The sequence below is a fragment of the Azospirillum thermophilum genome (genome assembly GCF_003130795.1).
Taxonomy (GTDB): Bacteria; Pseudomonadota; Alphaproteobacteria; order Azospirillales; family Azospirillaceae; genus Azospirillum; species Azospirillum thermophilum.
The window spans coordinates 1,645,242-1,657,230 of the sequence record NZ_CP029353.1 but is presented as its reverse complement, the minus strand read 5'-3'; the positions used below and the strand labels follow the sequence as shown (position 1 = coordinate 1,657,230).

The window sequence follows — 11,989 nt, the reverse complement described above, 5'->3', positions numbered from 1 at the left end:
TCGCCTCTCGAGCGCGGTTGGCAGGACGGGAAGGGCCGGCGGCGGCGGCCGGCACCGGTTTGCAGGGTGGGGAGGGAGCTTACAGGATTTCCAGCACCGATTCCGGCGGCCGTCCGACGCGGGCCCTGTCGCCCTTCACGACGATCGGCCGCTCGATGGCGCTCGGGTTGGCCGACAGGGCGGCGACCAGCGCATCGCCGTCGAGCTCACTGGCGATGCCGGCCTCGGCCGCTTCCTTGGAGCGCAGGATGTCGCGCGGACCCTTGCCCAGCTTCCTCAGGATCTCCGACAGCTCGGCGGGCGAGGGCGGGGTCTTGAGATACTCCACCACCACCGGCGCGATGCCGCGCGACTGCAGAAGCTCCAGCGTCTGGCGCGACTTGGAGCAGCGCGGGTTGTGGTAGATCGTGACGTCGCTCATGCGGTTCCCCCTGTCGCAGGGCCCCCGGCCGGGCCCGGTTCCATGTCTCCGACAGATACACCGACCGCCCCCGCGCGCCAACGGCCGCGCGTCGTGCATGCCGCGCCAGACCGCCATGCGAAGCGCGCTGCCGCAACGCAACAACCCGCGCGTGACAAGGGTCCGTCTTGGTATTACCTTGCGCGCTCGCCAAACGGGTGGCCCGCGTCAGGCGGGGTCTAGACAGGAACGGGGTCCGGCCGTGACCAAGCTTTCGCTTTCCAAGGACAAGATCAACATCCTTCTCCTCGAAGGGGTGCACGACAACGCGATCAGCGAGTTCGCCGGCGGCGGCTATGCCACCGTCGAGCGGCTGCCGCATGCGCTGGACGAGGGGGAGCTGCTGGAACGGATCGGGTCGGTCCATATCCTCGGCATCCGGTCGCGCACCCACCTGACCGCCCGCGTGCTGGAGGCGGCGCAGAAGCTGATCACCGTCGGCTGTTTCTGCATCGGCACCAACCAGGTGGACCTGAAGGCGGCGCGCCGCATCGGCGTCCCGGTCTTCAACGCCCCCTATTCCAACACCCGGTCGGTGGCGGAGCTGGTGATCGGCGAGATCATCATGCTGATGCGCGGCATCTTCGAGAAGTCGCAGCTCGTCCATGGCGGCGGCTGGATGAAGTCGGCCAAGAACAGCTACGAGATCCGCGGCAAGACGCTGGGCATCGTCGGCTACGGCCACATCGGCACCCAGGTGTCCATCCTGGCGGAAGCCATGGGCATGAAGGTCCGCTTCTACGACGTGCTGAAGAAGCTGGCGCTCGGCAATGCGCAGCCCTGCAGCTCGCTGGAGGAGCTGCTGGCCTCCTCGGACGTCGTCACGCTGCATGTTCCGGACACCCCGCAGACCCGCAACATGATGGGCGAGCGCGAGCTGCGGACCATGAAGAAGGGCAGCCACCTGATCAACGCCGCCCGCGGCCAGGTGGTGGACATCGACGCGCTCGCCGCCGCCATGGCGGACGGCCATATCCTGGGCGCCGCGATCGACGTGTTCCCCAAGGAGCCGGGATCGGACGGCGAAGTCTTCGAAAGCCCGCTGCGCGGCATCAGGTCGGCGATCCTCACCCCGCACATCGGCGGTTCGACGCTGGAGGCGCAGGCCAACATCGGCAGCGAGGTGGCGCAGAAGCTGCTGGAATACTCCGACAACGGCTCGACCGTCGGCGCGGTGAACTTCCCGCAGGTCGGCCTGCCGGTCCATGAGGGCTGCACCCGCTTCCTGCACGTCCACGAGAACCGTCCGGGCGTATTGCGCAAGATCAACGAGGTGTTCTCCGGCCGGAACCTCAACATCGCGGCGCAGTACCTGCAGACCGATCCGGAGCTGGGCTATGTCGTCGTCGACGTCGACGGCGACGTGGACGAGCAGGCGCTGGCCAACGAGCTGCGCGAGGTCGAAGGCACGCTGAAGACGCGCTTCCTCTACCCCGGCCGCCGTGGCGAGTGAGCCGGGCCCTCCCGCCGCCGCAAGCGGTGGGGGTACGGATAAAGGGGCGGGCTGACTGCTGCGAAACGCCTCTTGCCTGAAAGCGGGGCGGCGACGACATTGGGGCCTATGACCCTCTGTCGCGTCGCCCTTCTGCTGTCGATGGCCGTGGCGGGCGCTGCGGCGCTTCGTGCGGAACCGGCGCATGCCGCCGCCTGCCGGCCCGGTCCGCCGGCCCAGGTGAAGGTGGACCTGCAGTTCGCCCCGCTGCGCACCGACCTGACCAAATCCGTCGCCCAGCTCGGCGCCATGCCCGGTCGCGCCCCCGGGCCGGCCGGTGTCTCGCAGGGCCATGTTCTAGGCCTGACCCAGGCGCGCTATGGCGAGCAGTCGCAGCTCAGCGCCATCTTCCAGGCGATGCCGGACGGGACGGTCTGCGCCCAGCCGCGCGCCTTGCTGGTGAATTTCGGCATCCAGCAGCATGTCGTGCTGGTCGCCCGCGAGCTGCCGCCCGACAGCTGCATCTACAGGGAGGTCCTGGCGCACGAGATGCGCCATGTCGCGGTGGATCAGGCACTGGTGCGGGAGTTCGCGCCGATCGTCCGCCGCCGCCTGGACGATGCGCTGGCCGCCGCCGGGCCGGTGCATGCCCGCAGCCAGCAGCAGGCCCTGGCAGCCATCCGCCGCCCGGTCGAAGCGGCGCTCCGCTCCACCATCCAGGAATTCGGACGCGAGCGCGACCGCCGCCAGGCGGAGGTCGACACCCGCGAGGAGTATGAGCGGGTCAGCCGCGCCTGCAACGGCGAGGTGTCGCGCTACCTGCCGCGGCAGCGCCGCTGACCGGCCGCCGGTCCGCTGCCGGGGGCGTCAGGCGCCGCCGATTCCCTCGATGAACTTCTCGCCGGTCTTCGGGTCGATGTTCTCGCCGGTGCCGGGGGTGCCGGGGCCGCTTCGTCGCGGTCGCTCGGGCCCGGCGTGCCGGTCACCTTCTCCTGCGGCTTGTCGGACTGCTGCTGCTTCTGCGTCGGCGTGTCGGCCATCGTCGGGCTCTCCTGTCTGTCCGGGTATGGGGGTTCCGTATCCGCCCTCAACAGGGCGGGCGGCGCATGCTCACGCCCGGCCGTCACGCCCGGCCATCCTCGTCGGCGCGCAGCGCGGCCTCGGCCAGCCGCATCAGCGTGTCCTGCACCCGCTCGGCATCGAAGCCCGGCAGGTCGGCGAGGCTGTCGCTGAGCCGCATGGCGATGAACTCGCCGGTATGGTGCTTGTCGTAGAGGTGGCTATCCCCCAGTGCCGCGGCGACGCGGCGCAGCCGGTCGCGGTCATACTCCCGTTTCATTCCGGTCCTCGTTCCGTCCGTTCGCGTTACGGCAACCGCAACAGCCCTGGCGCGGCGTTGGTGCCGAGGCGGCGTCGGGCTGCGTGGCGGTTACCGCGGCCGGCCGCCGGATGCCCGGATGGCGATAGACGCCTGCACCTCGCGCCTTTTCCGTGTCCGTCGCGTTTCCTTCTCTGCGGGAACGCAACTCTTGGCAGGGGAGGGGGCGGTGACGATGAACCCCGGAAACCACAAGTCCGCGATCGAGGAAAAACGCGCCCTGCTGACCCGTGTGCGGGTGGTGGTGGAGCATTACGAGCAGCACAGCACGTCCGGCGCCAGGATCATGCGCGGGGTCCGCTATGACCTCGCCGTGCGGGCGACCGACGTCAACGGCGACGCCTGCCTGTTCCCGGCCTGCGGCTGCGCCAGGGCCGACTGCGCCGCCCGCCCCTCCTGCCCGCCGCCGGCCCTGCCGCGCTGGATCGGCCGCGCCGGGCGGTGAGGCCCGGACCTGCGCGGGGGGAGGCTGAAAAGGAAAGACCCCGCCGCAGGGGTGCGGCGGGGTCCGTCTGCAAGGTCCACCGGCGGGTCCACCCGGCCTTGCGGGCCGGGCGGATCGCGGTATTCCGACGGTCCGTGATCAGACCGAGTAGTACATCTTGTACTCGATCGGGTGCGGCATGGTCTCGAAGGCCAGCAGCTCCTCGGTGCGCAGCTCGATGTAGGACTCGATCATGTCCTTGCTGAACACGTCGCCCTTCTGCAGGAAGGCGCTGTCGGCCTTCAGGCTGTCGAGCGCCTCGCGGAGCGATCCGCAGACGGTCGGGACCTGGGCCAGCTCTTCCGGCGGCAGGTCGTACAGGTTCTTGTCCATCGCGTCGCCCGGATGGATCTTGTTCTGGATGCCGTCGAGGCCGGCCATCAGCAGGGCGGCGAAGGCCAGGTACGGGTTGGCCGACGGATCCGGGAAGCGCACCTCGACGCGCTTGCCCTTCGGCGAGGCGACGTAGGGGATGCGGCAGGAGGCCGAACGGTTGCGGGCCGAGTAGGCCAGCAGCACCGGAGCCTCATAGCCCGGGACCAGACGCTTGTAGGAGTTGGTCGTCGGGTTGGTGAAGGCGTTCAGCGCCTTGGCGTGCTTGATGATGCCGCCGATGTAGTACAGCGCCAGCTCCGACAGGTCGGCATACTGGTTGCCGGCGAACAGCGGCTGGCCTTCCTTCCAGATCGACTGGTGCATGTGCATGCCCGAGCCGTTGTCGCCGAAGACCGGCTTCGGCATGAAGGTCGCGGTCTTGCCGTAGGCGTGGGCGACGTTGTGCACGACGTACTTGTAGTACTGCATGTTGTCGCCGGTGCGGACCAGCGTGTCGAACTTGATGCCCAGCTCGTGCTGCGAGGCGGCCACCTCGTGGTGGTGCTTCTCGACCGGCACGCCCATCTCGGCCAGCACGCTCAGCATCTCGGCGCGCAGATCCGAGCCGCTGTCGACCGGCGCGACCGGGAAGTAGCCGCCCTTCACACCCGGGCGGTGACCCAGGTTGCCGTCCTCATAGTCCTTGCCGGAGGTGTAGGGACCCTCCTCCGAATCGAACTCGTAGGAGACCTTGTTCATCTCGACCGAGAACTTCACGTCGTCGAAGACGAAGAACTCGGCTTCCGGACCGAAATAGGCGGTGTCGCCGATGCCGACCGACGCCATGTAGCGCTCGGCCGCCTTGGCGATGCCGCGCGGCAGCGCTCGTAGGACTGGCCGGTGCCCGGGTCGAACACGTCGCACAGGATGTTCAGCGTCGGCTGGGCCGCGAACGGATCCATGACGGCGGTGGTCGGATCGAGCTGGAGGATCATGTCCGACTCGTTGATCGCCTTCCATCCGGCGATCGAGGAGCCGTCGAACATGATGCCGTCCTCGAACACGTCCTCGTCGATCGTGGAGACGTGCTGGGCGGTGTGGTGCAGCTTGCCGCGCGGGTCAGTGAAGCGGAGGTCCACGTACTTGACGTCGTGTTCCTTGATCAGGTCGAAGACCTTGCTGATGTCGGACATTGCTCTTTTTCCACGCTTAAGAGGTTTGGGTCCCGCTGCGTCAAGCCGATCCCTCGGCGCCGGTAGGCCGGATGGACGGGCGGATGACGGCGCTTGCGGCGGACGTTATGTCACGACCGAACCCCACGCACAACGAGCGAGCAAAAAAAGTCGCACCCCCAAAGCGCTGGCAGCAGATTGTTGCGCAGGGCTTGCGGATGGACGCCGGTCGATCGTGCAGTCGGGCAGGGCGCATGTTGGCAGGTGCCGGGCAGGTTGATCCGGTTGCAGGCGGTCGGCGGCGCGATCAGATCGCGTCGGCGCCCTTCTCCCCGGTCCGGATGCGGACGACTTCTTCCACGGGAGTGACGAAGATCTTGCCGTCGCCGATGCGGCCGGTGTGGGCGGCCTGCTGGATCGCCTCGATCGCCCGTTCCACCAGGGAATCCTCCATCACCACCTCGATCTTCACCTTCGGCAGGAAGTCCACGACGTACTCCGCGCCCCGGTACAGCTCGGTGTGACCCTTCTGGCGGCCGAAGCCCTTGGCTTCGGTGACGGTGATCCCCTTGATCCCGACCTCGTGAAGGGCCTCCTTCACCTCGTCGAGTTTGAACGGCTTGATGATGGCTTCGATCTTCTTCATGGGTCTCTCGTGTACGAGGTGCCAACGCCGGCAGGCACCGTCCACGGCTCTGCCGACGCGCCAGTGATAAGCACGGAGCGTGCCAGACACCGCCGCTCCGATCCGGCAGTGCGGGACCCCGGTGGCGCGGAGGCGGTTGCCATCCGCAGCGGCATCCGGCTGCCAAAGGATGCGGCGAAGTGAACATTATTTGTGCAATTGGCGCAAGCCGTCCCGGCGCCGCGCCCTCCGGATGGCCGGACGGCGGGCGGAACTTTTTTTTGAGGGATCTGTCAAAACTCCTCTTGACCGGGCCTCGCCGTTGGGGCACATAGGCGGCCCCACGGTGGCGATGGTAGCTCAGTTGGTAGAGCCCTCGGTTGTGGTCCGAGTGGTCGTGGGTTCGAGTCCCATCCATCGCCCCATCTTCCCTTCTCTTCGATTTGCCTGAACGTCCGGGTGGCTGGATCGCCGCTTGCCGGGCGTCTATGCTTGTCTGCCTCTCTTCAGGCTTGTCCGGCTGGGAATCGGAGCGCTGCCATGGACGAACTGCTGTCCGTCGCCGAGATGTACCGGGCCGACGCGCTGACCATCGCCGGCGGCGTGTCCGGTCCGGCGTTGATGGAGGCGGCCGGCGCCGCCGTCGTCCAGGCGGTGACCGAGCGCTGGGCGCCGCATCCCACCACCGTCCTGTGCGGGCCGGGCAACAACGGCGGCGACGGCTTCGTCGTCGCGCGGCTGCTGCTGGAGGCCGGCTGGCCGGTCCGGCTCGGGCTGCTCGGCACCCGCTCGGCGCTGCGCGGCGACGCGGCGGTGGCGGCGGAGCGCTGGCCGGGCCCGATCGAGGCGGCGGACCCCTATCTGCTGGACGGCAACCCGCTGGTGATCGACGCGCTCTTCGGGGCCGGGCTCGGCCGGCCGCTGGAGGGCGTGGCGCTGCAGGTCGTCCGGGCGATGGCCGGGCGCACCGTGGTGGCGGTGGACGTGCCGAGCGGCGTCCACGGCGACAGCGGGCAGGTGCTGGGGGTGGCCCCGCAGGCGGCGCTGACCGTCACCTTCTTCCGGCGCAAGCCCGGCCATGTCCTGCTGCCCGGCCGCCTGCTGTGCGGCGAGGTGATCGTCGCCGACATCGGGATCCCCGAGCGGGTGCTGGACGAGATCGCGCCGCGGACCCTCGTCAACGGGCCGGATCTGTGGCGCCGCCGCTTCCCCTGGCCGAAGGCCGACGGCCACAAATATGCCCGCGGCCATGCCGTCGTGCTGGGCGGCGGGCGGATGACCGGTGCGGGGCGCCTCGCCTCCGTCGCGGCGCTGCGCGCGGGGGCCGGGCTGGTGACGGTCGCCTGCCCGCCGGAGGCGTTTCCCATCTATGCCGCCGGCTCGCCCAGCGTGATCGTTGCGCCGGTGGAGGATGACGCCGCCTTCGGCGAGCTTCTCGCCGATCCGCGCAGGACCGCGGTTCTGCTGGGGCCGGGGGCGGGCGTCGGCGTGCACACCCGGGCGCGGGTGCTCGCGGCGCTGTCGGCCGGCAAGGCCTGCGTGCTGGATGCCGACGCGCTGACCAGCTTCGCCGGAGCCCCCGCCGACCTGCTGGACCGGCTGAACGGCCGCTGCCTGCTGACCCCCCACGAGGGCGAGTTCGCCCGGCTGTTCGGCAGCGCCGCGGAGGCAGGCGGCGACAAGCTGTCGCGCGCCCGCGCCGCCGCCCGGCGCAGCGGGGCGGTCGTTTTGCTGAAGGGGGCGGACACGGTGATCGCCGCCCCCGACGGGCGCGCGGTGATCAACATCAATGCGCCGCCGGAGCTGGCGACCGCCGGGTCGGGCGACGTGCTGGCCGGGGTGGCCCTCGGCCTGATCGCCCAGGGCATGGACGCTTTCGACGCCGCCTGCGCCGCCGTCTGGCTGCATGGCGAGGCGGCGGCGGCGGTCGGCCCCGGCCTGATCGCGGAGGATCTGCCGGGCTGCCTGCCGGCTGCGCTGAAAAAGCTGAAGGGCGGCGCCCCGTCGCGGTAACCCGGACGGCGAGGCGCCGTCCGCGGCCATCCGCCCCCTTGCAACCGGAGGGGGCGCGGGCCAGACTCCGGAGCATGAGCGAGACGTCGGACCTCTCCACCCTGGAACCCGCGCCGCCTTCGCAGCCCGGCTTCCTGGACCGTGCCCTGGACAACCTGCGCTCCCGCTGGCGGGAGATCGCGGCGTCGGCCCGCGGCGTCGTCGGCGCGCCACCCCGCGCCAGCCTGCCGAAGGAGGACGCGGACCGCCTTCGCGAGCACATCGAGGCCTGCCTGGAGGGGCGCGGCGGCGAGGTGTCCGCCCGCGCCCGTGCCGCCCAGCTCGGCCGCACCTATCTGGCGCTGGAACCGCAGGGGCGCCGCAACTTCCTCCTGATGCTGGCCCGCGACTTCGACGTGGACCGCAACGCGGTGGCCGAGGCGATGGCCACTTTCCAGGCTGCCCACGACCCGGTCGCCCGCGGCCATGCCGAACGGGCGCTGCGCCGCGCGCTGGAGCCGCCGCGGCTGCGGCTGCTCACCCAGTTCAACGGCCTGCCGGAGGGCGTCAAGTTCCTGGTCGACCTGCGCGCCGAGCTGATGGAGATGGCGCGTGGCGAGCCGCTGCTGCAGGCGCTGGAGGACGACCTGAAGAACCTGCTGCGGAGCTGGTTCGACGTCGGCTTCCTGGAGATGCACCGCATCACCTGGGACAGCCCGGCCTCGCTGCTGGAGAAGCTGATCAAGTACGAGGCGGTGCACGAGATCCGCGGCTGGCAGGACCTGAAGGACCGGCTCGATTCCGACCGGCGCTGCTTCGCCTTCTTCCATCCGCGCATGCCCAACGAGCCGCTGATCTTCGTCGAGGTGGCCCTGGTCCAGGGCATGTCGGACAACGTGCATGCGCTGCTCGACCCGTCGGCGCCGGTGTGCGATCCGAAGAGCGCCGACAGCGCCATCTTCTATTCGATCTCCAACGCCCAGACCGGGCTGGCCGGCATCAGCTTCGGCAATTTCCTGATCAAGCGGGTGGTGGACGGGCTGACGGGCGAGTTCCCGAACATCAAGACCTTCGCCACCCTGTCGCCGATCCCCGGATTCCGTCGCTGGCTCGACGCCGAGCTGGACCGCGACGGTGACGCCCTGCTGACCGCGGCCGAGGCGGACAGGCTGGCGGACAGGCTCGGGGGCGGCGGCGATTCGCCGCAAGAGGTCGAGGCCGCTGCCGGAAGCACAGGCGATTCGGCCGCCGATGAGGCCCCGCTGCTTCAGCGGGCGCTCGCAATCCCGTCCTGGGACGAGGACGAAGAGCTGCAGAAGTGCCTGCGCGGTCCGCTGATGCGGCTGTGCGCGCGCTACCTCGCCACCGCCCAGGCGCCCGCCCGCAGGTCCGACCGGCCGGGCGGGGCGCGGGCGCGGGCGCTCGACCCGGTCGCCCATTTCCACCTGACCAACGGCGCGCGGATGGAACGGCTGAACTGGCTTGCCGACCGCTCCGTCAAGGGCTTGCGGCAGTCCGGCGGCATGATGATCAACTACCGCTACCGGCTGGGCGAGATCGACGCCAACCACGAGGCCTACAGCGGGGAGGGCAGGATCGTGACGTCCTCCTCGATCCGCTCGCTGGCGAAGGCGGCGGGGTAGGGGCGGGGGCCGCGCCCCCCTCCGGACGGCATGCCGCGCGGACGGTGGGGGGCTGGCCCATTTTGCCTGTTTGCAGCCGGCACGCTATGCTATAGAGCGATCTTCGCCGGCGGTCCGGCGGGTGTCCCGGCACCCGTCGCAGACTGCCATTGCCATGATTGCGGGCGTGGCGGAATTGGTAGACGCGCCGGATTTAGGTTCCGGTGACTTCGGTCGTATGGGTTCAAGTCCCTTCGCCCGCACCATGGCAGCCCTTTGGACCGCAATGTAAACACGGTTTCGGGCCGCCCGGACGGGCGCCGCCGGGCCGGACCAACGAGATAGGCTTTCGTTCCGATGAACATCACCGAGACCAGCGCCGACGGACTGAAGCGCGAGTACAAGGTCGTCATTTCGGCCCAGGACATCGAGACCAAGGTGAACGGCAAGCTCGAAGAGCTGCGCCGGACGGTTCAGCTCCCGGGGTTCCGTCCGGGCAAGGTGCCGGTCGCCGTGATCAAGCAGCGCTACCACGGCAGTGTGCTGGCCGAGGTGCTGGAGGACGCCATCGCCGACAGCTCGCGCCAGGCGATGGGCGAGCGCGGCCTGCGCCCCGCGCTGCAGCCGAAGATCAACGTCGAGAAGTACGAGGATGGCGGCGATCTGACCTACACCATGGGCGTCGAGCTGCTGCCCGACATCGAGCCGGGCGATTTCGGCTCGATCGAGCTGGAGAAGCCGGTCGCCGAGGTCGAGGACAAGGCGGTGGACGAGGCGCTGGAGAAGCTGGCCTCCGCCCACTCCACCCAGGCCCCGGTCACCGAGGACCGCCCGGCCGAGACCGGCGACATCGCCGTGATCGACTTCGCGGGCACCGTCGACGGCGAGGCGCTGCCGGGCATGGACGGCAAGGACTACCCGCTGGAGCTGGGTGCCGGCCGCTTCGTCCCGGGCTTCGAGGAGCAGCTGGTCGGCGCCAAGGCCGGCGAGCACCGGACCGTCTCCGTGACCTTCCCGGAGGACTACCCGCACGAGCGCCTGAAGGGCGCGGCGACCGTCTTCGAGGTGGACGTCAAGGAGCTGCGCAAGACCGTTCCGGCCGAGGTCAATGACGAGCTCGCCAAGGAGTTCGGCATGGAGAGCCTCCAGGCCCTGCGCGACGCCATCCGCGACCGCATCAAGAGCGAGTACGCCAACATGTCGCGCCTGCGCGTGAAGCGCCAGCTCCTCGACAAGCTGGCCGAGACGCACGCGTTCGAGGTGCCGCAGGGCATGGTCGACATCGAGTTCGAGGGCATCTGGGAGCGTCTGCAGCAGGAGCTGAAGAACGGCACCGCCGGCGAGGACGCCAACAAGCCCGAGGACGAGCTGAAGACCGAGTACCGCACCATCGCCGAGCGCCGCGTGCGCCTGGGCCTGCTGCTGTCCGAGGTCGGCCGCCGCAACAACGTCCAGGTCACCCAGGACGAGGTGAACCGCGCCCTGATCAACGAGGCGCGCCGCTTCCCGGGCCAGGAGCGCGAGGTGTTCGAGTTCTTCCGCCAGAACCAGCAGGCGCTCGAGAGCCTCCGCGCTCCGATCTTCGAGGACAAGGTCGTCGACTTCATCCTCGAACTCGCCAAGGTCAGCGAGAAGACGGTCTCCGTCGACGAGCTGATGAAGGATCCGGAGGACGAAAACGGAGCGGCCGCCGCCTGAGCCGCGACGAAGTGAAGGGGGCGGCCTACCGGTCGCCCCTTTTCGTACCTATATCAGGATCCGCTCTGACGATTGAGCTGCGGGGGCAGGGAATCAAGAACATGTACGACTTCGAACCGAAGATGAATGCTCTGGTCCCGATGGTCATTGAACAGACCAACCGGGGCGAGCGTGCGTACGATATCTATTCGCGCCTGCTGAAGGAGCGGATCATCTTCCTGATCGGCGGGGTCAACGATGCCGTCGCCAGCCTGATCTGCTCTCAGCTGCTGTTCCTTGAATCGGAAAACCCGAACAAGGACATCGCGCTGTACATCAACTCGCCGGGCGGATACGTCTCGGCCGGTCTCGCCATCTACGACACCATGCAGTACATCCGTCCGCAGGTGTCCACCGTGTGCATGGGCCAGGCCGCGTCCATGGGCTCGCTGCTGCTGGCCGCCGGCGCCCCGGGCAAGCGCTTCTCGCTGCCCAACAGCCGCATCATGGTCCACCAGCCCTCGGGCGGCGCCCAGGGCCAGGCCGCGGACATCGAGATCCAGGCGCAGGAGATCCTGAAGCTGCGCTCGCGCCTGAACGACATCTACGCCAGGCACACGGGCCAGTCGCTCGACGTGATCGAGGCGGCGATGGAGCGTGACAAGTTCATGTCTCCGGAAGAGGCGAAGGCCTTCGGTCTCATCGACGAGGTCGTGGAGAAGCGCCCGGGTGGCGACAACCACTCCTCCTGACGTCGTCCGCTCCTCGGGAGAGGACCCTCCAACAAAGGGTTGATCGGACCGGGTCCCTGTTGTTGAATGGCGGGGATCCG

Annotated in this window: 10 protein-coding genes, 2 tRNA genes and 1 pseudogene; 9 read left to right on the top strand and 4 right to left on the bottom strand. The window is 69.2% G+C overall.

The annotated features are described in order from the left end of the window. Window positions 1-79: 79 nt before the first annotated feature. On the bottom strand, window positions 80-421 hold the full coding sequence (gene arsC, locus DEW08_RS14065) for an arsenate reductase (glutaredoxin) (RefSeq protein ID WP_109328076.1): 342 nt from the start codon (window positions 419-421) through the stop codon (window positions 80-82). Window positions 422-662: 241 nt separating this feature from the next. Between arsC and serA the strand changes: the two genes are divergently transcribed. Both serA and DEW08_RS14055 read left to right on the top strand, forming a co-directional pair. Continuing rightward, on the top strand, window positions 663-1,913 hold the full coding sequence (serA, locus tag DEW08_RS14060) for a phosphoglycerate dehydrogenase (protein ID WP_109328074.1): 1,251 nt from the start codon (window positions 663-665) through the stop codon (window positions 1,911-1,913). 108 nt (window positions 1,914-2,021) lie between these two features. Then, window positions 2,022-2,732: a hypothetical protein gene (locus DEW08_RS14055; RefSeq protein WP_109328072.1), complete on the top strand. Its 711-nt coding sequence runs from the start codon at window positions 2,022-2,024 to the stop codon at window positions 2,730-2,732. Between the two features lie 283 nt (window positions 2,733-3,015). Here the strand turns inward: DEW08_RS14055 and DEW08_RS14050 are convergent, their stop codons facing one another. Next, on the bottom strand, window positions 3,016-3,231 hold the full coding sequence (locus DEW08_RS14050) for a hypothetical protein (RefSeq protein WP_109328070.1): 216 nt from the start codon (window positions 3,229-3,231) through the stop codon (window positions 3,016-3,018). Window positions 3,232-3,445: 214 nt separating this feature from the next. Here DEW08_RS14050 and DEW08_RS14045 point away from each other — a divergent pair, with 214 nt between their 5' ends. Beyond that, window positions 3,446-3,715, top strand: a complete 270-nt coding sequence (locus DEW08_RS14045) for a hypothetical protein (protein ID WP_109328068.1) — start codon at window positions 3,446-3,448, stop codon at window positions 3,713-3,715. A 138-nt stretch (window positions 3,716-3,853) separates the two neighbouring features. Here the strand turns inward: DEW08_RS14045 and glnA are convergent. Next, window positions 3,854-5,262, bottom strand: a pseudogene (gene glnA, locus DEW08_RS14040) (type I glutamate--ammonia ligase). 286 nt (window positions 5,263-5,548) lie between these two features. Beyond that, complete coding sequence (locus DEW08_RS14035) at window positions 5,549-5,887, bottom strand: P-II family nitrogen regulator (protein ID WP_012974531.1); 339 nt, start codon at window positions 5,885-5,887, stop codon at window positions 5,549-5,551. 328 nt (window positions 5,888-6,215) lie between these two features. Between DEW08_RS14035 and DEW08_RS14030 the strand changes: the two genes are divergently transcribed. From DEW08_RS14030 to clpP, 6 genes are all read left to right on the top strand, one after another. Continuing rightward, window positions 6,216-6,291, top strand: a tRNA-His gene (locus DEW08_RS14030). 115 nt (window positions 6,292-6,406) lie between these two features. After that, the gene (locus DEW08_RS14025; protein WP_109328066.1) at window positions 6,407-7,879 is read left to right on the top strand and encodes an NAD(P)H-hydrate dehydratase; all 1,473 of its coding nucleotides are present in this window, start codon (window positions 6,407-6,409) and stop codon (window positions 7,877-7,879) included. 74 nt (window positions 7,880-7,953) lie between these two features. Continuing rightward, a complete protein-coding gene (locus tag DEW08_RS14020; RefSeq protein WP_109328064.1) occupies window positions 7,954-9,501 on the top strand; it encodes a malonyl-CoA decarboxylase in 1,548 nt (515 codons plus the stop codon). 160 nt (window positions 9,502-9,661) lie between these two features. Continuing rightward, window positions 9,662-9,746: transfer RNA gene (locus DEW08_RS14015), tRNA-Leu, on the top strand. Between the two features lie 91 nt (window positions 9,747-9,837). Further along, window positions 9,838-11,178 (top strand): trigger factor, encoded by a 1,341-nt coding sequence (gene tig / locus DEW08_RS14010; protein WP_109328062.1) that lies wholly within the window; start codon window positions 9,838-9,840, stop codon window positions 11,176-11,178. A gap of 101 nt (window positions 11,179-11,279) precedes the next feature. Further along, entirely contained in the window at window positions 11,280-11,909 is a 630-nt protein-coding gene (clpP, locus tag DEW08_RS14005; protein WP_109328060.1) for an ATP-dependent Clp endopeptidase proteolytic subunit ClpP, read from the top strand. Window positions 11,910-11,989 lie beyond the last annotated feature (80 nt).

Coding starts and splice junctions, on each gene's coding strand:
- DEW08_RS14020 (WP_109328064.1), top strand. CDS start 7,954: ATGAGCGAGACGTCGGACCTCTCCACCCTGGAACCCGCGCCGCCTTCG.
- DEW08_RS14025 (WP_109328066.1), top strand. CDS start 6,407: ATGGACGAACTGCTGTCCGTCGCCGAGATGTACCGGGCCGACGCGCTG.
- DEW08_RS14050 (WP_109328070.1), bottom strand. CDS start 3,231: ATGAAACGGGAGTATGACCGCGACCGGCTGCGCCGCGTCGCCGCGGCA.
- tig (WP_109328062.1), top strand. CDS start 9,838: ATGAACATCACCGAGACCAGCGCCGACGGACTGAAGCGCGAGTACAAG.
- arsC (WP_109328076.1), bottom strand. CDS start 421: ATGAGCGACGTCACGATCTACCACAACCCGCGCTGCTCCAAGTCGCGC.
- DEW08_RS14045 (WP_109328068.1), top strand. CDS start 3,446: ATGAACCCCGGAAACCACAAGTCCGCGATCGAGGAAAAACGCGCCCTG.
- clpP (WP_109328060.1), top strand. CDS start 11,280: ATGTACGACTTCGAACCGAAGATGAATGCTCTGGTCCCGATGGTCATT.
- DEW08_RS14035 (WP_012974531.1), bottom strand. CDS start 5,887: ATGAAGAAGATCGAAGCCATCATCAAGCCGTTCAAACTCGACGAGGTG.
- DEW08_RS14055 (WP_109328072.1), top strand. CDS start 2,022: ATGACCCTCTGTCGCGTCGCCCTTCTGCTGTCGATGGCCGTGGCGGGC.